General features: G+C 62.1%; 17 protein-coding genes and 2 pseudogenes. 2 read left to right on the top strand and 17 right to left on the bottom strand.

The features are described 5' to 3' along the window. Positions 1-346: 346 nt before the first annotated feature. The 10 genes and pseudogenes from HIR79_RS07425 to pdxB form a co-directional block, all read right to left on the bottom strand. A pseudogene (locus tag HIR79_RS07425) lies at positions 347-823 on the bottom strand (ISAs1 family transposase); the annotation flags it as partial. A gap of 60 nt (positions 824-883) precedes the next feature. Continuing rightward, positions 884-1,081, bottom strand: a pseudogene (locus HIR79_RS18805) (transposase zinc-binding domain-containing protein); the annotation flags it as partial. Beyond that, positions 1,074-1,931, bottom strand: coding sequence for a tyrosine-type recombinase/integrase (locus HIR79_RS07415; protein ID WP_169957837.1), 858 nt, complete (start codon positions 1,929-1,931; stop codon positions 1,074-1,076). The gene HIR79_RS07415 and the pseudogene HIR79_RS18805, both read right to left, overlap by 8 nt. Before the next feature lie 234 nt (positions 1,932-2,165). Continuing rightward, on the bottom strand, positions 2,166-4,028 hold the full coding sequence (locus tag HIR79_RS07410) for an AAA family ATPase (RefSeq protein WP_169957836.1): 1,863 nt from the start codon (positions 4,026-4,028) through the stop codon (positions 2,166-2,168). A 4-nt stretch (positions 4,029-4,032) separates the two neighbouring features. Further along, positions 4,033-4,527 carry an ABC-three component system middle component 2 gene (locus HIR79_RS07405; protein ID WP_169957835.1) on the bottom strand — a complete coding sequence of 165 codons (495 nt, stop codon included), beginning with the start codon at positions 4,525-4,527 and terminating at the stop codon, positions 4,033-4,035. Further along, the gene (locus HIR79_RS07400) at positions 4,520-5,620 is read right to left on the bottom strand and encodes an ABC-three component system protein (RefSeq protein WP_169957834.1); all 1,101 of its coding nucleotides are present in this window, start codon (positions 5,618-5,620) and stop codon (positions 4,520-4,522) included. The genes HIR79_RS07405 and HIR79_RS07400 overlap by 8 nt, the downstream gene beginning before the upstream one ends. A gap of 102 nt (positions 5,621-5,722) precedes the next feature. Then, complete coding sequence (locus HIR79_RS07395; protein ID WP_211620979.1) at positions 5,723-6,190, bottom strand: nucleotidyltransferase; 468 nt, start codon at positions 6,188-6,190, stop codon at positions 5,723-5,725. Between the two features lie 93 nt (positions 6,191-6,283). Further along, entirely contained in the window at positions 6,284-6,748 is a 465-nt protein-coding gene (locus HIR79_RS07390; protein WP_169957833.1) for a GNAT family N-acetyltransferase, read from the bottom strand. A gap of 82 nt (positions 6,749-6,830) precedes the next feature. After that, positions 6,831-7,541 (bottom strand): HNH endonuclease, encoded by a 711-nt coding sequence (locus HIR79_RS07385; RefSeq protein WP_211620976.1) that lies wholly within the window; start codon positions 7,539-7,541, stop codon positions 6,831-6,833. A 336-nt stretch (positions 7,542-7,877) separates the two neighbouring features. Then, positions 7,878-9,059, bottom strand: a complete 1,182-nt coding sequence (pdxB, locus tag HIR79_RS07380) for a 4-phosphoerythronate dehydrogenase PdxB (RefSeq protein WP_169957832.1) — start codon at positions 9,057-9,059, stop codon at positions 7,878-7,880. Positions 9,060-9,152: 93 nt separating this feature from the next. On the opposite strand from pdxB, the gene HIR79_RS07375 reads away from it, so the two are divergent. After that, positions 9,153-9,434 carry a hypothetical protein gene (locus HIR79_RS07375; protein WP_110068203.1) on the top strand — a complete coding sequence of 94 codons (282 nt, stop codon included), beginning with the start codon at positions 9,153-9,155 and terminating at the stop codon, positions 9,432-9,434. Positions 9,435-9,438: 4 nt separating this feature from the next. Here the strand turns inward: HIR79_RS07375 and HIR79_RS07370 are convergent, their stop codons facing one another. Continuing rightward, positions 9,439-9,786, bottom strand: a complete 348-nt coding sequence (locus HIR79_RS07370) for a glutaredoxin family protein (protein WP_169957831.1) — start codon at positions 9,784-9,786, stop codon at positions 9,439-9,441. Then, positions 9,783-11,987, bottom strand: coding sequence for a bifunctional 23S rRNA (guanine(2069)-N(7))-methyltransferase RlmK/23S rRNA (guanine(2445)-N(2))-methyltransferase RlmL (rlmKL, locus tag HIR79_RS07365; protein ID WP_169957830.1), 2,205 nt, complete (start codon positions 11,985-11,987; stop codon positions 9,783-9,785). The genes HIR79_RS07370 and rlmKL overlap by 4 nt, the downstream gene beginning before the upstream one ends. A gap of 244 nt (positions 11,988-12,231) precedes the next feature. On the opposite strand from rlmKL, the gene rmf reads away from it, so the two are divergent. Next, positions 12,232-12,438: a ribosome modulation factor gene (gene rmf, locus HIR79_RS07360; RefSeq protein ID WP_110068206.1), complete on the top strand. Its 207-nt coding sequence runs from the start codon at positions 12,232-12,234 to the stop codon at positions 12,436-12,438. 106 nt (positions 12,439-12,544) lie between these two features. Here the strand turns inward: rmf and HIR79_RS07355 are convergent, their stop codons facing one another. The 5 genes from HIR79_RS07355 to HIR79_RS07335 all read right to left on the bottom strand — a co-directional run bounded on the left by HIR79_RS07355 (position 12,545) and on the right by HIR79_RS07335 (position 21,349). Then, positions 12,545-13,570, bottom strand: a complete 1,026-nt coding sequence (locus HIR79_RS07355; RefSeq protein ID WP_169957829.1) for a quinone-dependent dihydroorotate dehydrogenase — start codon at positions 13,568-13,570, stop codon at positions 12,545-12,547. 119 nt (positions 13,571-13,689) lie between these two features. Continuing rightward, a complete protein-coding gene (locus HIR79_RS07350; protein ID WP_169957828.1) occupies positions 13,690-18,528 on the bottom strand; it encodes an NAD-glutamate dehydrogenase in 4,839 nt (1,612 codons plus the stop codon). 177 nt (positions 18,529-18,705) lie between these two features. After that, complete coding sequence (gene trmA, locus HIR79_RS07345) at positions 18,706-19,833, bottom strand: tRNA (uridine(54)-C5)-methyltransferase TrmA (RefSeq protein ID WP_169957827.1); 1,128 nt, start codon at positions 19,831-19,833, stop codon at positions 18,706-18,708. 45 nt (positions 19,834-19,878) lie between these two features. Next, the gene (gene murI, locus HIR79_RS07340) at positions 19,879-20,658 is read right to left on the bottom strand and encodes a glutamate racemase (RefSeq protein WP_169957826.1); all 780 of its coding nucleotides are present in this window, start codon (positions 20,656-20,658) and stop codon (positions 19,879-19,881) included. Between the two features lie 142 nt (positions 20,659-20,800). Further along, positions 20,801-21,349, bottom strand: coding sequence for a hemerythrin domain-containing protein (locus HIR79_RS07335; protein ID WP_169957825.1), 549 nt, complete (start codon positions 21,347-21,349; stop codon positions 20,801-20,803). Positions 21,350-21,462: the final 113 nt, after the last annotated feature.

Raw genomic sequence — 21,462 nt, 5'->3', positions numbered from 1 at the left:
TTCCCATAAAGAGCCTGGTGTAAGGTCATGCCTACTTTACGCCGAACACCGCACACTCAACATTCGGAGTCGCCAGTGTGCTTGTCCCGAGATAACGAAACGATCTCGGTTTTGATGTTGCTTTGAAAGTTTACGACGCGTCCACATAGGTTCGGGTTTACTCATCTCCTTACACCCCACCTCGCCAGAATTGTCTTCTGATTTTCCTTCAACGCTTCCGACCATCACTCTTAATAATAGCCGCTTGAAGGTGGTTTAGAGCCGGCTTCCGACAGCAGACTCTGGAGGGCCTTCCTCCATCTCTTCATGAGCTTATGCTCATTCACTGACTGTCATCCTAACAAGCCAGCTTCAGTGCCCACGGCACACTCTCGTTGGATTTCTCCGCCGTCTTGACCTGGCCCAGCACCACGCCATTAGCCGCACTGAAGGCACTGACCATGTGTATCGCCCCTTTGCCCTTCCCTCGGCAGTACGACCCACGCAGCGTCTTGCCATCGATGGCCACCACCGCGCCCTCCGTCACATCGTGGCAGGCCTTCATCCACTCGGCGAATGCGCTTTGCAGCTGCTCGGCATTCACCAGGGCCATGACTCTCGCCAACGTGTCGTGGCTGGGCACGCCAGCCTCAAAATCGCCGTACTGGCGCAGAAAATCGAGCTTAGCGTGGCCAAAATCCTCGATTTCGTCCCACCCCTCGGCACCACAGATCACCGCACAGACCGTCAGAAACAGAATATCCGACAGCTGATGCTGCACTTTCCAGGCCTGGCGGAAGTCGGGAACGATCGATAAATGGTGCATAAGCGATGGTGTCAGCATGAGGTCATCCATGAGCAAAAAGCGTTAGGTGACCACATTAGCTCCTACTGGTAAAGCGCTACGAAGCCCGTCGTAGAGCGGTTTTTCATGCATTTTCCCTGGGGTGTGGTCGCAGTCCGTACACTGCAAGACCGTCCCGCCCATCGCCTCGGTGCGACAGGCGAGTAGATGGCGGCATACGCGTTGGCGCTGACGATCCAGGCCGGCCGGATTGAAAAAGCGAGCCAGGGCCTGTTGGAGGGTGGCTGTCTCAGTCATGGGCCACCTCCAGGCCGGCCACCAGGTCGATGGGGCCCTGACTCATCCCCTGCTGGCCCGGCAGCCAGTGCAGGTAGCGCATCGTCGACTGGACGCTTCGGTGGCCCAGCAACCGTTGAAGCTGATGGACGGGCATACCCTGCTCCAGGACATGCGTGGCGTAGGCATGGCGCAGGCTGTGAATGCCACCGACCCGTTCTATACCAGCCTGGCGCTTGGCCTGGGTAAAGGCCTTCTGCGGCGCGCTCGGATGCAGCGCGCGATCCGGGAACAGCGTGCTCGGAAACAGCCAAGTCGGCGGCCGGTAGGCACGCCAGTAATCACGCAGGCGATCGAGCAGGGTCACCGAGAGCAAGACCATGCGATCCTTCGCGCCCTTACCCTGGGTGACACGTAGCTGGCCACGCTGGCTGTCGATGTCCCGGACCCGCAGGTGGCAGACCTCACTCACGCGCAACCCGCAGCCATAGCACAGTTCGAGCATCATGCGATGCTTGGGGTTTTGGCACGCGGCCAAGATCCGCCGGACGTCGTCGCGAGTCAGCAATTCCGGAATCCGTTGCGGTGTCTTCGGCACCACGGGCGATACCTCAACCGACGGCCAGTGCAACACGTGGAGGTACAGGAATCGCACGCCGTGCAGATAGACGCGGCAGCTGGCGGCTGACAAACCGCGCTCCTGAACCAGGTGGTTGAAGAAGCGCTGCAGGTCGTCAGGGCTCAATGTGTCTGGCGGTCGGTGGAAATAGCGCGCCAGGTCAGTGATCACCATCAGGTAGGTATGCTGGGTGCGTTGTGCGAAGCCATGCTGACGCATGGCCTCAATCATCGCCTGTCGTAAGGCAGTCATCGTCGTCACTCCTGTTCAGTGACCCTCGGGGGTCAATGAACAGTGTGGTTCGGTAAAGCGAGAGACAGGATTCGACGACAGCTACCGCGAAGCGGTTTAGTTCAACGCTGTGCTCACCGGCAAATTTAGAGCGCAGCGGGAAATTTGTCCGTGTGCAGCACTTTGTTATACGCATGATATACACTTGCACACCTATGAACATTTACAAGCTAGCGCCGTCCCATTTACTTACATTTACTCTTGTCTTTCTTTTAAAGGAAAGAGGCCGAAACGACCATACTGAGGATTCTTCGTAAATACCGTCAGCCCAAGCTGGCCTTCAAAAGACTCTGGCGGATGCTCGTTTTCAACGATAATGACTTGGCTGTCGGAATGTTCTTCGATCAGATATTTATAAAATTTTTGTTTAAGAGTCGTGCCCTGAAGGCTATCGCCCTCGCCCTCCGGCTTGTAGTAGGCGAGCAAAGGTGAATCAAGTACAACAAACCCCGGGTGAGGGAGCGAGCGCTCTTTACAAAATTCGAGCAACCCTAAAGTGGCGGCGGCGTGCGTTATCGCTCTGAGGCCTTTGCCTCTGTTGCCACGAAGCTTACCATTGATGACAAAATCCATAGCAGTTTCGTCAAAATAAACACTGCCTGTATCGGGAAAGTCCCAAGCCACAAGTATTCGTTCTACCGTTTTAGAGAAATCATGTAGGACTTGGGTCGATAGCCTCGCGGCAATCTTGTGATTACCTGTTTCCGCTTCGTTCTCGTCTCCGAATAATTCTTCTCTTTGTTCACGGAGTTTGTCTAATCTGGTAAATACCGAAAGGTGCGAAACAACTTTGCTACGGGTATCAACAAACACGGCGTAGTCAGACTGAACATCTGACAATTCTGGAGCAATGGCATTTTTAATCTTACCATCAATGCCATTGAATTTGTTTTCGATCTCAATCAGAGCTTCGGATAGACGGGCCGACTCGTCATGCAACGAAGTAATTGTAGAATCAAGATCACTAGCCAGTCTCTTGATCTTTTCCATCTCTGCTGCTGCAGCAACGACTATTGACTCAACATCGCCATCGCACTCTTCGGTACTATGTTGAGATTCAGGCAATGCGCCGCAAAGCGGGCAAGGCACTCGTTCATGGTGCACAAAAAGCGAACCGGATTCTTCGATGGCCATCAATCGACGCAAGTCTGTTACGTATTGCGCCTTCAGCAAAGCAAAGCGTTCCAACATGTTGGCAATGTCATCTATCCTGTCCTTAATCGCCTCGCGGTTATTCACAATCTCCCGTCTTTGGGTGGTCATTTCATTGAGCTGAGCCTGAGCCAGTTGAAGCTTTTCTCTGCTAGATGAAATAGACTTCTCTAGCTTTTCGAGTTGATCTTCCAGTTCTTCACGCCCAAAGCCGTGTTCAGTAATCTCGTCCTCTACATCAGCTATCCACTGTTCGAGAAGTTCGGCTTTTGCTTGGTAATTTGCCTCCGATTGTTTGCGAGTATCTGCTGGTACTATTGCGCTATCATCCGACCCCGTAAGCATGAGTTTCAGGGTAGACTTTTCAGCAGTTTTAGAAACATATTGGCCAGTTAAGAACGGAGAATCTTGGCGAATTATTTCCTGCTCATTAACAATGATAAGTCGAGCAATGTCGCGAAAACTTAGGGACCGGCAATCTCCATTCGCATTCTTTCGCACATATTTGCTTAGCAAATCTATAGCGCCAAGGAGCCAACCGGAAATATTGTCCTCCCTGCCTGCTGCGTGTTTCATCTTCATCGTGCCGTTTTCCTCGGCATCAGTCGCAGCTTCAATATCCCCTTTAAATATCCGGTAGTTACCGCCCTCTATACTGCGTTCGAATGTCCAGAGGCCTTTTTCCGAGGATTCGATAGCAATGCGCGCCTTTTCGTATCCGGCCAGCTCTGGAATTCCTCGTAGTTCCTTACCACCAAGGAGGAAGTCAATGGCCTCGACAAGAAAGGATTTTCCGGTATCAGATGCACCGCATACAACACTCAGGTTTTGATCGAAACCAATCAAAGCGGGTGCAACTCTACTACCCAGAAAGCTTATGTTCCTTATTTGAATTGTTTCATCCATTTGATTAACTATCACCTATACCTTGGGATGGTTGAAATTGGGTAGTCCATTTATCAAAAAACCTGCTGATCAAATCTTGAAGCTCGGCAGTGTCCATATTCCCGAAAGTCTCCCCAACCCAGTGTGCTCTATCCATCAATATGCGCATATAAGGGGTAGCCATCGAATCGACGAATGGCTTCGCATAGTCACTTGCTTGATAAAAGATCCCTTCCGCCCTCACAATCCTGGTGACAAGCCCACGGCTCATCATTAAAGAAAGTCCCGACTCAATAATTTTACGCCTAACCAGAAGCTCACCTTCTCTCATCGGAAGAGGTGGATGGAGGCTTTCGGGGCCGTTAACATCGCCTGAATGAACGACCAGATAGTCAAAATCAACAAGACGCTGCAAATCCAAAGCAACGGGAAAATTAGCTGTAAGAATGACTAACGAGCGAACACCTGTCTCAAGTGCACTGTTAAATACTGTGACATTTGGTTGACGCTCTTCACTCATCGTGCTCACCCCAATTCAACCGACTGTCATTCACAAGTTGGTGGCACATTCCTTGTTTGTCCCGCGTGCGTGTGACGCTGGCAAGCGGGCTTGCATCAACGGCAACATTGGCTGCCTGGCTCATTGTTGCATTTAAACGATCCATACCGCAGTCGTGCTTGGACTCGCAAATATCCACAACACCATCAAAAACATCATCTAGAAGAGCTTCGAAGACACCTGGAGGAACTGTGTCTCGGGAAAAGTTTCGCAAGGACTCCGCATGATAAAAGCGCTCACGCTGTCTTCGAAAATTGTTCCGTATGCCATCATCTTTTTCTAGCAGGGAAAGATCGGGTGGTTTCAGGTTATCGCCAATGGACTGTGCATATACGCGTAATAACTGTCTTACGTAACGATGATCCATAGATACAGTATCTTCTGGCGGTATTTCAGGTTCGGGGCGTGTGGCTAGCCCTCCACCAAATCTTACGGAATGAAAAGGCGTGGAGGCATGTTGTTCAATCATTCGAACAAGTGATACGGAGTCGAATATGGTAAAATCAAATCTCTCTAAATGGGTAAGGAGCTCGCCCTCGAGCTTTATTTTGGCTGTAGAGGTAATGCCATCTTCGCAATGTTTTTCCCAGTTATATTTGAGCTCTTCTTTTAATTTTGGAGCATTCGCGAGTAGCTTGCCCAGCTTCGTCCCGATTTGCTTCGGAGCAACAAAGTAATACTTTCGCGGTGACGTATATTCACCGCAATGCGTAAAGTAAATAATCTTACCTAACTCAACCCAGACATCGGAAGGAGCTAACGGCTTATCGTAAAACTTACACTGGTAGTTGTCCCAGCCATCACTAAACTGGCTAGAGGCGATAAAACCAACGACGTCTAGTCCTTTGTCGCCTGCACCAGCAAATCGTTTGACGCAATGATAGAAGTTTTCAAGCGATGAAGCCCATTCCTCGGTGAATTCCTCCCACTCGTCCGCACCAAATAGCTGCACGCGCTTCGCTTTCGGGATAGGAATACCGGAAATCACATGTTCTGGGCTATACAATCCTTTTTGAGGATTGGGTGAAATCTCTTTGAAATCATCTTGGTTCATTATTTTTCGCAAGTAGTCGTTTTCTGTATCATATAACGCCCGCCATCACTGGTTATAAAACCGGCGCGAAGCAGAGGTTTTGGCATCCGGTGCATGGCTTGGTTATGCGCTCTCTCGGATGGCACGGATATCCTCGATATCCACCGGCCGTGAAAGCGCAGATTTATACCGGATCAGATCTTCCTTCAACATAAGGGGAAGCTCAAGACCCAGAAAATGCACTCTCGCATAGCGAGAAAATTCTATGTTGAGCGGAACCCAAGTCTTGTTGTATGCATCGAAGATTCGAGGTCCGTCAGCGTTACCTACCTCCACTTTAATACCTTCATACTTGAACTGGACGTAGGTTAGATCCCAGCCTTCCTCTTGGCGGTGAGCGGCTGCTTTGGATACAAACTCCTGGCCGGCCTGGACCACTGACGAAAAGTGTTCCCCAGAAACGAATAGGTCGATGTCATTCAGATCACGCTCAGAGCCATAGCCCTTTGCAGCGAGTCCTCCACAGATCAGAAAGGGGATATTCATACCTCTCAGTAACCCCACAATCCATTGGGCTGCTAAATGATGCACACCTCCTCCTTTTGCGCATAACGCCCGCAGCACGCGCGGCCTTGTAGTGGAGGCGCAGCCGCAACGAAAAGGCCGTCGCTGTGCCTGCGCTGGTTAAGAGGCAATTTGCTTGCACATGACATCGACCGTAACTCCCTTATATTCGCATTTTTCCAGATAGCGCCACCCGAGCTTCTCATAAAGTTTTGAGGCGAACTCAGTGTAGAGGTACCAGGTATCAGCATTGGAACGAACTGCCTCATTTTCGCACCGAGCAATCAATTCAGTTGCTATTCCGTGATGCCGGAAAGACTCTTTGACATAAACGGCAGCCAGCCAAGGGGACAAATCCGGTTTAGTGTCCATGTCATTCTGTACTAGAGCAGCCGAACCAACAAGCTGACCCCCTGACACAGCAACAAAGATTGAAGGAATACCCTCTCGTCCTGCAGCTTTGGAGATTGCTTCGGTTCGACCTTCCAGAGTAAGCGAGGGGTTCAAATGCTTCCACTCTGAATGGTGGAGCTCCGCCAACTCCGCAATAAAATCTTTCTTGTCAGCCAGAGGAACGATTTCCACAGTCTTTGCCTCTTAACGCCCGGCTCACGCGCCGGTTTGGAGCTGCGAAGCAGCGGAAAACTGGTCGCCGTGCAGCCGATTGTTAAGAGCGCTTTTCATCTATGATGTCCATTACCGGCCTATTTCCGCGTTGGGAATTGCAGTGCAGACAGGCAGTGACAAGATTATCAAGCGAGTTGTCGCCACCTTTTGAAACTGGCTGCACGTGATCTAGTGTCGCGGTAAACCTGGTCAGTTGCTTGGAGCAATAACGGCACTTGTAGTCATCGCGCTCGAAGACTTTCAGACGATTTTCTCTGACATTGTAAAAATCGAGCTCTTTCTTCAAGTCTCTTTCTGTTCTTGGAGTCTCATTCGCAGCAGCTTTCTTTGCTTCTTGGCAAAGCTCAATTTCTTCGGGAAGATGGACTTTATACAGGGTGCCTTCTCTGGTGGTGTCACCTGCCTTTGATATTGCCCCTTTCTCTTCAAGCCCATTAAGCGCTTTCTGCACAGCGCCATAGCTCAACCCATCAGATTGGCCGCTCGATGAGGTGATAACACCCGAAGTCATCCCACGAACGCTAGCTCTCGTGTACTGAGTGCCTTCACCCAATACAGATTTCCTGAACAGATGCCAGTAGACAGCAGCTTCGTATGGGTACAGTGCGGGCTGCAAATAATCAATAACGGAGCAGACAATTTCAGGCAGCTCTAGGAACTCAAAATTTTCAGCGAATGCTTGATCGTCTTCGGAGGCCGTTTCTGCCTCTAGCTCATCAAGTAACGCTCTTATTTCTTCAATCTTGCTCACATGCTCTCCTGAGCTCTTAACAGGTATTAGACAGCACGCTCGTTTATTGACTTGAACGCGCGCGCTCGTTCAAGTCAATAAACGAGCGTGCAACTTTTCCACTAACCAACTGATTTCCTTTGAAATTAAGAATAGCTTGGCTACATAAGAAGGATTCGCGTGCTTGCTCGCTCGGTCATTTAGGCACGCTACCGCCCCACTGCATGCTGGCATGGCACCTGCCATCCATGCGGTGTAATGCACCTCTTTGATCTCGCTGGCCAGCCGCCTCGGCTGGCTTGCCGTATTTCAGCGTATGCCGGGGCCGCCAGGGATGCAAAGGGCAGTTCGGATGAGCTATCGACTCTTGCCATCATCGCCGTACAGCAGCCGAAAGCCCGCTCCCGTCAATAGCGCCGCCAGGGCGGCGTCGGGCTCGGTCAGCTCCACCTCCAGGGTGGAAAACTCCCGGCGCAGGGGGTAGTTCGCCCGGCAGGCGTCGAAGCCCTTGGCCATGCCCTGACGGCGGCTTTCACGCCGCAGGCTGTCGTGGTCCCGGCGCACATCGTGAACGGCGCGGAGGCAGAGCCGCAGCGCTTCCTCGGGCTCGAGGCCCGGACCCAGCGCCAGGCGGCGCAGGGGCGGGGAAGGCAGCAGCGCATCGAGGGTGACCCGAGCGGGGAGCCCGAGCTCACGGCAGAGCGCTCGGTAGACCATATGGGTGCCGCGCCGCTTGCCGTCCAGGCTGTGGCCGGCGATATGGGGCGTGGCGATCTCGGCCAGGTCGCACAGGGCGGCGTCGATGGCGGGCTCGTTTTCCCAGACGTCGAGCACCGCGCTGATATCGCCCTCCCCGGCCAGCCGCTGGCGCAGCGCCGCGCCGTCGACGCAGTCGCCGCGGCCGGCATTGAGCAGCACGGTGCCCGGCGCCAGCTCGGCGATCGCCTCGGCGTCGAGCAGGTGATGGGTGGCATGGGGCCCCTCGCGCACCAGCGGGGTATGCAGGCAGAGCACGTCGCACTCATCGATCAGCGTCTCGAGGTCGACGAAGCCGGACAGAGATTGCCCCGCGGCACTCTCTGCCGCGACCCTGGGCGGATCACAGGCCAGACAGTCGATGCCCATGGCGGCGAGGCGCCCCAGCAGCCGCCCGCCTACGTTGCCGGCGCCCACAACGCCCACCCGCCGCTCGGCAAGCCGCCACCCCTGGCGCTCGGCCAGGGTGGCGAGGCTGCCGAGCACATGATCCACCACCGCCTCGGCGTTGCAGCCCGGGGCACTGGCGAAGGCGATACCGCGCTCGGCGAGCACCGCGGTCTCGATATGGTCGGTGCCGATGGTGCAGGTGCCCACGAAGCGCAGCCGGTTCGCTCGGGCCAGCAGCGCTTCGTCTACCCGGGTGATGGAGCGCACCACCAGGGCGTCCACGTTGACCAGGTCATCGGCGGTGATCTCCCGCCCGGGCCGGCGGACAAGCTCGCCCAGCGAACCGAAGCAGGCCTCGGCGGCGGGGACGTTAGCATCGACAAGGATTCGCATGGTCTCTTGTTCCCACTTCTCAGGCGATTACAATACGCCCCAACCTACCACTCCCCCGCCGCCACGGGGAGCCTCTGCATCTCAGGAGCCTCGATGATCGTCCGCTGGGAAACCGACCACGACTATGTGCTGGTGCATATCCACCAGGACATGTTCGGCGACTGGATCTTCAGTCGCGCCTGGGGGCAGATCGGCACCCAGTTCGGGGGCCTCAAGCACCAGCTGGCCGACGATCATGACCAGGCGCTGATGTGGCTGGCCGACGAGGCCACCATCCAGGCCTCCCGGGGCTTTCGCAAGGTGCTGGAGGTCGAGGACGAAAGCCCCGAGGGACGCGAGGCGGTCAGCCAGCTGTCGCTGCTGGACGCCCTGTAGGACGCTATCCCAGGTAGCGCCGACCGTTGCGCATCTCGGCCCCGTGTACCTCGCGGGTCGGCTCCTCGCCCGCCAGCTGGCGGTGCAGGACCTCCCAGGCGTCGTCATCCAGCCAGTCCCGCTCGGCCAGCCAGGCCGCCAGCCGTGGCGCCTCGAAGCCGCGGTCCAGCTCCTTCCCCTCGGCATCCGCCAGCACCGGGATGCGTACCCCGTAGCGCTCGACCAGGGCATCATCCTCGCTGATCTCGACCCGATCCAGGGCCACCGGCTCGCGGCTGAGGTGGCCCAGCAGCGCCTCGAGCTGGCTGCACAGATGGCACCCCAGGGTGGTGTAAAGGGTCAGCCGGATCATGCGCGCGCCTCCCGGTGACGAATCAGGAAGACGTGGTGCAGGTCGGGATTGCGTTTGAAATCCGGGTCGAAGGTCTTCGCCGAGATGTCGTCCACCGCGTAGTGCTCGGCCAGGTCGGCGTCCAGCGTGAAGCGGCGCTGGTTGTTGGAGAACACCAGGGTGCCACCCGGCGCCAGGCGGGCCATGGCCAGGCGCACCAGGCGCCCGTGGTCGCGCTGCACGTCGAGGGTCCCCTCCATCTTCTTGGAGTTGGAGAAGGTGGGCGGGTCCATGAAGATCAGGTCGAACTCGGCCCCCGCCGTCTCGAGCCAGCGCAGGCAGTCGTCGCGTACCACCCGGTGGCGGCTCGGGTCGAGGCCGTTGAGGGCGAAGTTGTCCCGCGCCCACTCCAGATAGGTGTTGGAGAGATCCACGCTGACGCTGTCGCTGGCACCGGCGCACCCCTCGGCGCCACGCGGCCCCAGCGCCGCCTGCACGGTGGCGGTGGCCGTGTAGCAGAAGAGGTTGAGGAAGCGCTTGCCCGGCGCCATCTCGCCCAGCATCCGGCGCACCGGACGGTGGTCCAGGAACAGGCCGGTGTCGAGGTAGTCGCGCAGATTGACCCACAGCCGGGCGCGGCCCTCGCGCACCTCGAAGCGCTCGCCGCTGGCCGCCTGCTTCTGGTACTGGGCGCGGCCGCTCTGGCGTTCGCGGCGCTTGACCACCACCCGCGTCGGGTCGACCTCGAGCACCTCGGGGATCACCGCCAGCGCCTCGAACAGGCGCTTCTGGGCCTGGGCGGCATCGATGGAGCGGGGCGCGGCATACTCCTGCACATGGACCCGATCGCCATAGAGATCAACGGCCAGGGCGTACTCCGGCATGTCGGCATCATAGAGCCGATAGCAGCGCTCGCCGCTCTGCTTGAGCCACTTCTTCAGGCGCTTGCGGTTCTTCTCCAGCCGGTTGGCGAACATCTGCGCCCCTTCGGAGCGACGCGGGGCGGTGCCCTCCCCTGACGCTGGGCCATCGGCCTCGGTGACCTCCATGAGCAGCAGCTTGGCCTCGAGCGGCCCGTTGCGCAGGGCATACTGCTTGTGGGCACGCAGGCCGATGCGGTGGCCGAGGTCAGGGTTGGCGGTGAAGACCGCCAGCCGCCACCCGGGAAAGGCCGCGCGCACTCGCTCGCCCAGCTGCGCATAGAGGCCGACCAGTTCCGGCAGCTCGCCGAGCCGCTCGCCGTAGGGCGGGTTGGTGATCACCAGGCCAGGCGGTTCAACGCCCAGGCCCTCAGGACGCGCCAGCTGGGCCAGCCCCGCCCCGGTCAGGGTGATCAGCGCCGGGATGCCGGCGCGCATGGCGTTGGCCCGGGCCGCGGCGAGCGCCGCCGGGCTCTGGTCGAAGCCATGGAAGTGCGAGCGGCAGCGCTTGCGACCAATGCTGGCCCGCGCCTCGGCCTCGCGCTTCAGCTCACGCCACAGGGTCTCGTCGTGACCGGCCCAGCCATGGAAGCCGAAGCGCTCCCGCGCGAGGTTCGGAGCCATGTCGGCGGCCATCATCGCCGCCTCGATCAGCAGGGTCCCGGCGCCGCACAGCGGGTCCACCAGCGCGCGCCCCTCCCGGGCCAGGGCCGGCCAGCCGGCGCGCACCAGCAGCGCCGCGGCCAGGTTCTCCTTGAGCGGGGCATGGCCCACGTCGCGGCGATAGCCACGGCGGTGCAGGCTGTCGCCGGAGAGGTCCACGCCGATGATCAGCCGCCCGCGGTGCAGGTGGGCATAGAGGCGCAGGTCGGGGGACTTCAGGTCGACATCGGGGCGCGCCAGCCCCGCGGCCTGCAGCCGGTCGACCACCCCGTCCTTGACCGTCTGGGCGCCGAAGCGGGTGTGACGAATGGCCTCACTGCGCCCATGGAAATCCACCGCCAGCGTCGCGCCGGGCGCCAGGTGGCGTGACCAGTCGATGGCCGCCACCGCGGCACGCAGCTGCTCCGGGGTCTCGATGCTCTCCTCCCTGGCCAGGCAGAGCACTACCCGGTTGGCCAGCCGCGACCACAGACAGGCGCGGTAGGCGCCGGCGAGGTCGGCGCGCAGGTTCACCCCGCCGACCGTGGTCTTGCCGGGCTCGGCGCCCAGGGCGGCGAGCTCTTCGGCCAGCAGCAGTTCGAGCCCCTGGGGGCAGGTGGCCAGGAGATCCAGCGTGGCGTCGTGTGGTGGTGGTGTCATCGCGTCGATACCGCTTGGCAGATTCTCGGGGTCCACCGTGTCAGACAGGTGAACGGGTTGTTACAAATCGGGGGTCGACAAGCCCGATCGAAGTGGGCTATCAATACCCCAGTAGCTACTGAAACACGCATGCGTTTGCTGTCAACGGGCTCGATCTTCAAGGGCCGGCCCGTGGCACGTTAGGGTATGGCTCGCGCCTTCGGTCGGGGCCTGCCAGTTAGATACCTTTTCAAGAGGTAGTCCAATGAAACGACAGAAACGTGATCGCTTCCAGCGTGCCTACATTCATGGCTACAAGGCAGGTATTTCAGGTCGCTCTCGCGATGACTGTCCGAGCCAGGACATCAATCTTCGCGAATACTGGATGAGCGGTTGGCGTGAAGGTCGTGGGGATCAATGGTCCGGCATGACGGGAGTCTCCGGCATCCACAAGAACCCCATGGTGATGTGACCCCAACCCGCTTTCGGGTTCACACCCACCGATCTCGATAGACTGGAGATCCCAACTCGATGGAGCCCGTGGCACTCACCACGGGCTTTTTGCGTGCCTCACCAACTCATCGCGCGCCGGCCTGGGCCTTCAGGGCCCGGGCGCACTCGCCCACCAGGGCCGGGCCGCGATAGATGAAGCCCGAGTAGAGCTGCACCAGGTCGGCGCCGGCCTCGCGCTTGGCAAGGGCCGCCTCGCCGCTGTCGATGCCCCCCACGCCGATGATCGGCATCTCTGGCAGCTGCCGGCGCAGTTCGCGGATCACCGCATTGGAGGCCTCGAACACCGGGCGGCCGGAAAGCCCCCCGGCCTCCTCGGCGTGGGGCAGCCCCGCCACCGCCTCGCGGGAGATCGTGGTGTTGGTGGCGATCACCGCATCGATGGCGTTGCCGGCCAGGCAGCGCGCCACCAGGCCGACCTCCTCGGCCTCCATGTCCGGGGCGATCTTCACCGCCAGCGGCACCCGACGGCCGCCGTCGCGGTCGAGCCGGCTGCCCTCCTCGCGCAGCGCCGAGAGCAGGCCATCGAGCTGCTCGCCGAACTGCAGGTTGCGCAGCCCCGGGGTGTTGGGCGAGGAAATGTTCACGGTGATGTAGTGGGCATGGGCATGCACCTTGCGCAGGCAGGCGAGGTAGTCGTCCACCGCCTGCTCCACCGGCGTGGTGAGGTTCTTGCCGATGTTGATGCCGATCACGCCGTCATAGCGGCTCGCCCTGACCTTCTCGACCAGGTGGTCGACCCCGGCATTGTTGAAGCCCATGCGGTTGATGATGGCGCCGGCCTCGGGCAGCCGGAAGAGCCGCGGCCGCGGATTGCCCGCCTGGGGCTTCGGGGTCACGGTGCCGACCTCGACGAAGCCGAAGCCCAGCGCCCCCAGGACGTCGAGGTGGTCGGCGTTCTTGTCGAGGCCGGCCGCCAGGCCTACCCGGTTGGGAAAGCGCAGTCCCATCAGCTCAACCGGGTCCTCGACGCGCTCGCCGCCGAGGCGGCCCGCCAGCCCCAGGCGCCCGGCCAGATCGAGCCCCTTCAGCGCCACCCCGTGGGCGGTCTCGGCATCGAGGCGAAAGAGGATCGAGCGGGCGAGGGAATACATGGCGTCTCCAGGCGGCGAGGGGCTAGACGTGTCGGCGCAGGAGTATAGCAGCGCCCCCGCCCCATGACGACGCACCCCGCCAGGCGGCGGGGTGCGTCGACTCCGAAGGCAGGGCGAGCTCAGCTCTCCTGGCTGCTCTCCGCCAGGTCCACCAGCTCGCGCACGACCACGGCAAACAGCGGGAAGCCACCCTGGCCACCGCTGCCCACCTGCTCGAGCAGCTTGCACCAGCGGCTGTGCATGCCGGCGTGCAGCTCAAGCCACTGATCGACCCGCTCGCCGGCCTCCCGAGCGCCGCCCTCCATGCGCAGCACGCTGACGGTGAGCGCCAGCTGCTGGCGGTCGACGTCGTCGCGGAAGGTGTCGCGGGCCTGGGCCTGCCAGCTGTCGCGCACCTTGAGGTCGGTAATCTGGCCGATCAGCCACGGCAGCTTCAGGCGATCGCCGATCTCGTAGAACACCTCGGAGACCCGCTGAGGCTTCTCACCGGCCTGGCGGGCCGCCTGGATGATACCGAGCCCGGCATAGAGGCTGGCGGCCGCCGCCGAGGCGCCGGCCAACGCCTCGGGCACGCCGGCCTCGATGAGCTCGGCGCGGCGCGCCTCCCAGGCCTTGAGCTCCTCACCGCGCAGCCGCTTACCGATGCCCTCCTGGAGCTGGGCCAGGCGCGGGGTGAAGTACTCGATGGTCTCGCGGGTCTCCATTCCCAGCCGGGCGCGTAGGAACCAGCGGGTCGCGCGGCGGATCAGGCGCATCAGGTCGATCATCATGCCGTACTGCACTGCGCTCGGCACCCGGTTGTCCAGGGCCTCGATCTGCTGCCACAGGCTGTCGAGCTGGAACACCTCCCGGGCGATCACATAGGCGCGGGCGATCTCGGCGCGACTGGCCCCGGTGGAGTCGATCAGCCGACGCACGAAGACGATGCCCATATGGTCGACGAGGTCGTTGGCCACCTGGGTCGCCACGATCTCGCGCTTGAGGCGATGCTCGTACATCTCGTCGCGGTAGCGCTCCACCAGCACCGCGGGGAAGATCCACTCCACGTGGCGCTCCATGACCGGATCATCGGGCACCTCGGAGGCGATCAGGTCGCCCTTGAGCACGCGCTTGGCATAGGAGATCAGCACCGAGAGCTCCGGCAGCAGCATGCCCTGCTGGTTGGCGGCGCGCTCCTCGAGCACCTCGTCGGCGGGCAGGAACTCCAGCTCGCGATCCAGCAGCCCCTGAGCCTCGAGCTCGCTGATGAAGCGGCGATAGGGGCCGATCCCTTCCCGGGAGATGATCTCGGCCAGGTCCAGCGCCTGGGTCTGGCGGTAGTTGTCGCGCAGCACCAGCTCGGCGACCTCGTCGGTCATGTCGGCGAGCAGCTGGTTGCGCTGCTTCTCGGTCATGTCGCCGCGCTTGACCACCTCGTCGATGAGGATCTTGATGTTGACCTCATGGTCGGAGCAGTTGACCCCTCCGGCGTTGTCGATGAAGTCGGTGTTGATGCGCACGCCGCGGGCGGCGGCCTCCATGCGGCCGCGCTGGGTGAAGCCGAGGTTGCCGCCCTCGCCCACCACCCGGCAGTTAAGCTCGCGACCATCGATGCGCAGGGCGTCGTTGGCCTTGTCGCCCACCTGGGCGTCGCTCTCCTCGCTGCCCTTGACGTAGGTGCCGATGCCGCCGTTCCAGATCAGGTCGACCTCGGACTTGAGCATGGCGCGGATCAGTTCGCTGGGCGAGAGCCGCTCCTCCCGGATGCCGAAGAGGCGCTTCATCTGGGGCGAGATCGGGATCGACTTGGCGCTGCGCTTGAAGACGCCGCCCCCCTCGGAGATCAGCGAGGCATCGAAGTCCTCCCAGCTGGAGCGCGGCATCTCGAACAAGCGCTGGCGTTCGGCGAAGGTCGCCGCGGCGTCGGGGTCGGGATCAACGAAGATATGCAGGTGGTTGAAGGCCCCCACCAGGCGGATGCGGTCGGAAAGCAGCATGCCGTTGCCGAAGACGTCGCCGCTCATGTCGCCGATGCCCACCACGGTGAACTCGTCCTGCTGGGTGTTCACGCCGAGGTTGCGGAAGTGGCGCTTGACCGACTCCCAGGCCCCCTTGGCGGTGATACCCATCTTCTTGTGGTCGTAGCCGTTGGCGCCCCCGGAGGCGAAGGCGTCGCCCAACCAGTGGCCATACTCAGCGGAGATCTCGTTGGCGATATCGGAGAAGGTGGCGGTGCCCTTGTCCGCCGCCACCACCAGGTAGGGGTCATCCTCGTCGTGGCGCACCACCGCCTGGGGCGGCACCACCTCGCCCCCCTTGAGGTTGTCGGTCACGTCGAGCAGCGCGCGGATGAAGGTCTTGTAGCACTCGATCCCCTCGCGCTGATAGGCCTCGCGATCGCCCTCGGGCAGGCGCTTGCAGACGAACCCCCCCTTGGCGCCCACCGGTACGATCACCGAGTTCTTGACCTGCTGGGCCTTGACCAGGCCGAGCACCTCGGTGCGGAAGTCCTCGTGGCGATCGGACCAGCGCAGGCCGCCGCGGGCCACCTTGCCGCAGCGCAGGTGAACGCCCTCGAGGCGCGGCGAGCAGACGAAGATCTCGAAGGCCGGGCGTGGCTTGGGCATGCCGGTGACCTTCGACGGCTCCAGCTTGACGGCGATGTAGTCCTTGACCCCGCCGTCGGCGCGCCGCTGGTAGTAGTTGGTGCGCAGGGTGGCGCGGATCAGTTCCATGTAGCGGCGCAGCAGCTGGTCGTCGTTGAGGCTGGCGACATCATCCAGCAGACGCTGGATACGCTCCACGCAGGCCGCCTCCTCGCCCTCGGCGGGACGCTCCTCTGGGTCGAAGCGCAGCTCGAAGAGGGTCACCAGCTCGCGGGTGATCTCCGGGTGGCTGGCGAGGGTGTTGGCCATGTACTCCTGGGAGACGCCGAAGCGGATCTGCTTCATATAACGCGCATAGGCGCGCAGCATGGCTACCTCACGCCAGGTCAGGTTGGCGCCGATGATCAGCCGGTTGAAGGCGTCGTTGTCCGCCTCGCCGGTCCAGATGCGCTGGAAGGCCTCGATGAAGGGCTCGCGCATCTCCTGGAGGTTCACCTCGACGCTGGTGTGGTGCTCCAGGTCGAAGTCGTGGATCCAGTAGACGGCATCGCTGGCCTCGATCTCGTAGGGACGCTCGCCGATCACCCGCAGGCCGAGGTTCTCCATCATCGGCAGCACATCGGAGAGCGGAATCGGCTTGTCGCGATGGAACAGCTTGAGGTTGACCCCGCTACCCTCCTCCTCCACCAGCCGGTAGAGCGACAGCGACAGCGGTGCGCCATCGTCCAGCTCGCTGATATGCTGCAGATCGTAGACGGCGGTGCGGGCGCTGAAGTCGTCGCGATAGCTGGCCGGGAAGGCATCGCGGAAGCGGTCCATCAGACGGTTGGCCTGCTCCTCGCCGAAGCCCTCGATGCTGGCGGCCTGCAGGTCGTCGCGCCAGTTGCGGGCCAGTTGGGCCACCTTGGCCTCGAGCCGCCTGACGTCATACTCCACCGGCCGGTCGCCCTGGAAGCGCAGGATGAACTGGATGCGGGCCAGCACCGACTCCGAGAGGTAGGTGTTGAAGTCGCCGAAGGTGGCATCGAGCTCCTCGCAGAGCAGGTTCTGGATGCGCACGCGCAGCTCGGTGGAGAAAACATCCCGCGGGATGTAGGCCAGGCAGGAGTAGAAGCGCCCGGGGCGGTCCTCGCGGATGAACAGGCGCACCCGGCGCCGCTCGCGGATGCTGAGGATGCCCAGCGCGGTCTCGGCCAGCTCGTCGGTGTCGATCTGGAAGAGGTCGTCGCGGGGATAGACCTCGAGGATCTGCAGCAACTGCTTGCCGTTGTGCCCCTTGGGGTTGAAGCCGGCGATCTCCATGACCGCCTTGAGCCGGCGGCGCAGGATCGGCACGTTGCGCGGCGACTCGTTGTAGACGGTGGCGGTGAACAGGCCCAGGAAGCGGTGTTCGCCGATCAGGTTGCCCTGCTCATCGTAGCGGTCGATGGAGATGTAGTCAGGGTAGGTCGGGCGATGCACCCGGGCGTGGTGGGCGCTCTTGGCAAACGACAGCAGCTCCGGCACCAGCACGAACTCGCCATTCTCGACGCCGAGCTCGGTGCGGATGCGCTCGCGATAGCGCGGCTGGTCGAGCCGGAAGACCCCCAGCTCGCTGCCCTTGGCCTTGACCAGCTGCTGCTGGCCGCCCTTCGCAGTGACCTGATAGGCGTCGTAGCCGAGAAAGGTGAAGTTGTCGTGCAGCAGCCACTCGACGAAGGCGATCGCCTCGCGGTGGTCCTCCGGATCGATCTGGGCCGGACAGGCGGCGCGCAGCTCCTCCAGAGCGGCCTTGACCTGCTCGCGCATCGGCTCGAAGTCGGTGACCGCCGTGCGCACGTCCACCAGCACCTCGTGCAGGCTGGCCTGGAGCTCGGCCAGCGCGGCCGGGTCGGAGTGGCGGTCGATCTCGATGACGATCAGCGACTCCCGGCCGCTCGGCGCATCGGCATCGCGGGGCGAGGCGACCCGAGTCAGGCGAGTGTCTGTGCCGCGCTCGGTGGCCAGCACGGCATTGTGAATGGCATGCACGGTGATGCCGCGACGATTGAGCTCGATGCGCACCGAGTCCACCAGGAAGGGCATGTCCTCATGCAGCACCGCCACGAAGGTGTGGGACGACTGCCAGCCATGCTCCTCGTAGTCGGGGTTGAAGACCCGCACCTTGGGGGAGGCGGCGTCGAACTGCTGGAGGAAGTGCCAGACCGACAGGGTGGCCCCGTAGAGGTCGTCCAGGCGGCGATCCTCGAGGTCATCGAAGGGCACGGAGGCGTAGAAGTAGCGGGCGAAGGCGCCCACCTCCGCCGCCTTGCGCTCCTCGAGTCGGGTGCTCAGCCGCTCGGTAAGCTGCTTGAGAAAGCCCTGTCTGGCGTCATTGTTCGCAACATGCAGCATCCTTCACCTCGTGCCTTGGGCCGCGACAGCGACCGGAAGTGTTCGACATGGCGCCCGCCCCGGGCGCCCTGTCGCCAGCTTACGCCACTCTCCGCACCGGCCCCACCGGGATGCCAACATGCTCATGGAGCATGACGGTTGGGCATCGCCACTTGACAGGCACGCCCCGCGACCCGGTCAGTCGCGCCGCTCCAGCAGCACCCCGCACTCGCAGTGGTGGGTCCAGGGAAACTGGTCGAACAGCGCGAAACGGGTGATGGCGTGGGTCTCGGTCAGTCGCTCCAGGTTGTCCGCCAGCGTATCCGGATTACATGAAATATAGACGATGCGCTCATAGCCGCTGAGCTGGCGGCAGCTGGCCTCGTCCAGTCCGGCGCGGGGCGGATCCACCAGCACGGTGGTGAAGTCGTAGTCGTCCAGGGCCCACTCGGCCACCCGCCGGCCGCCCTTCTCGCCCTGGAGGGCCGCGGCGAACTCCTCGGCCGACATGCGTCCCACGGTGACGTTGTCGAGGCCGTTGGCGGCGAGGTTCTCGCGGGCGCTGGCCACCGAGGTGCGCGAGATCTCGGTGGCCAGCACGCGGCGGAAGTTCTCGGCCAGCGCGACGGTGAAGTTGCCGTTGCCGCAGTAGAGCTCCACCAGGTCGCCGGCCTGGCTGCCCCGGGTCACCTCCCGCGCCCAGGCGAGCATCGAGCGGCAGATCTCGGCATTGGGCTGGGTGAAGCTGTTCTCCACCTGCTGGTAGACGAACTCGCGCCCCTCCACCGTCAGGCGCTCCCAGACGTGGTCGCGCTCGAGCACCAGACGCTGCTTGCGGGCGCGCCCGATGATCATCACCCCGAGCGTCTCCTGGAGGCGGCGCGCCTCGGCCTCCCAGGCCTCGTCCAGCGGGCGGTGGTAGACCAGGGTCACCAGCGCCTCGCCGGCGAGCGTGGTGAGGAACTCCACCTGGAAGAGCTTGCGGCGCAGCAGGGGCACCCCACGGATGGCGTCGAGCAGGGCCGGCATCAGCTCATTGATGCGACGGCTGGCCACCGGGTACTCGTCGAGGCGAATCACCCTCTTCGTCTTTTTCTTCGGCTCCTCGGGGCCCGCCTCGGACTCCTGTATCTCGAACATGGCATAGAAGAGGTCGTCACCCTCGTGCCAGATCCGGAACTCGCAGCGCTGGCGGTAGTGACTGGGCGGCGAGGGATAGACCTCGAGGGTCGGCGGCGAGAAGCGCGCAAAGTCGCGGGTGATGCGCTCGCGCTTGGCCTCGAGCTGCTGGTCATAGCGGGCGGGGTCGACAACAGGAATGGCCAAGAAGCCTCCTTCGGGGAATGGCAGGAAACGGATGGGGGACTGCGCTCAGTCCAGCACCAGAAGTCGCGGCTCGGCAAAGCCGAAGCGGGCAAGGCCCGCGGTCAGCCGGGGGTCCAGAGCGGTGACATGGCTCTCTCCCGGGCCGCACCGGGGGGCCACGCCGCGCGCCACCTGGGCGGTGCGCCGGGCGATGGCCTCGCTGGAGTCGATCCACGCAATCTCGCGGGGGGCAGCGGCGGCCAGGAAGTCCCGCAGCAGGGGAAAGTGGGTGCAGCCGAGCACCACGGTATCCAGCAGCGGATCCTCCCACAGCGGCGCCAGGGCCCGGCGGATCACCGCGGGGTCCGGGGCCTCGCCGGCCAGCCAGCGTTCGGCCTCGCGGACCAGCTCATCGGCGGCCACCCGGGTCACACGGCAGTGGGCGGCGAAGGCCTCGATCAGGCCCAGGGTATAGGGACGCGCCACCGTGGCGGAGGTGGCCAGCAGGCCGAAGTGGCCGCTGCGCGAGGAGGCCGCGGCGGGCTTGATGGCCGGTACGGTGCCGACCACGGGGATCGCAAGCCGCCTGCGCAGGGCATCCAGCGCCAGGGTGCTGGCGGTGTTGCAGGCCACTACCAGGGTCACGCAGCGGCTGGCCGACACGGCGGCCTCGCATACGCGCAGGATGCGCGCCACCAGCCAGTCGTCCTCGCGCAGGCCGTAGGGGAGCATGGCATTGTCGCAGGCGTAGACCAGCGCGGCCTCCGGCAGCTGGTGACGCAGGGCCGTCACCACGGAGAGCCCCCCCACCCCGGAGTCGAAGACCAGGATCGGTCCGCCGCTCATGGGCACACCCCGGCCATGCCGCAGGCGGCATCACGGTCGGGGCGGTGGGAGAGCGTCGACGAGTGTCGGGGGTCTGGCATCACGAGGCACCGGCTGGGAGAGGCGACATTCTACCCCAGCCGGCGCGCGCTGGCAGCCCGGGTCAGGCGGGTTCGGGCGTCTCGCGCAGCTCGGCGTAGAGCTCCGGATAGGCCTCCTGGAGGCGCTCCAGCTCGGCCGCGGCACCCTCGGGAAGCGCCTGGGCGAGGCGATCGAGATCCTGTTCGTTGAAGTGCTCGCGAATCATCGGGAAGAGCAGCTCCCGCTCGTCGCGCAGGTAGGCGCGGTGGGCATCCAGGTACGCCTTGAGGTCGTCCGCGAAGCGATCCATGGGGATCACCGCATCCATCAGGATCATGTCGATATCGCTGGAGAGGCGGCCCAGCTGGACCTTCAGCGCCTGATAGTCGGCGGCGAGACGCTCGGTCATCGGCCGGCTGCCGGGGTCGAGCTCTGCCAGGCGCTCGCTGAACAGCCGCTCCAGGGGCAGGGTGAAGCCTTCCATGTAGTCCAGGATGTAGTCCACCACCTCGCGCACCAGTTGGAAGTTGGGGCGCTCGCCTGCCGCGAGGGTCTTATGCTTCAGCTGCAGAACGTGCAACATGCGAGCCATGTTGGCATGATCCAGACGCAGTTGGGTCAGCACGGGCATGTCGGGCCCTCCTGTGTAGTGACATCATTGCAGGGACGTAGGGAGTAGGCACACGCTTTCATTGGATGCGCCATCGGGGACGAGGTTCATCGACTGCCTGGCCAGCGATGATA

This window comes from Halomonas sp. PGE1 (genome assembly GCF_013000985.1).
GTDB classification, from domain to species: domain Bacteria; phylum Pseudomonadota; class Gammaproteobacteria; order Pseudomonadales; family Halomonadaceae; genus Halomonas; species Halomonas alkalicola.
This window is presented reverse-complemented; position numbering and strand designations above follow the sequence as displayed.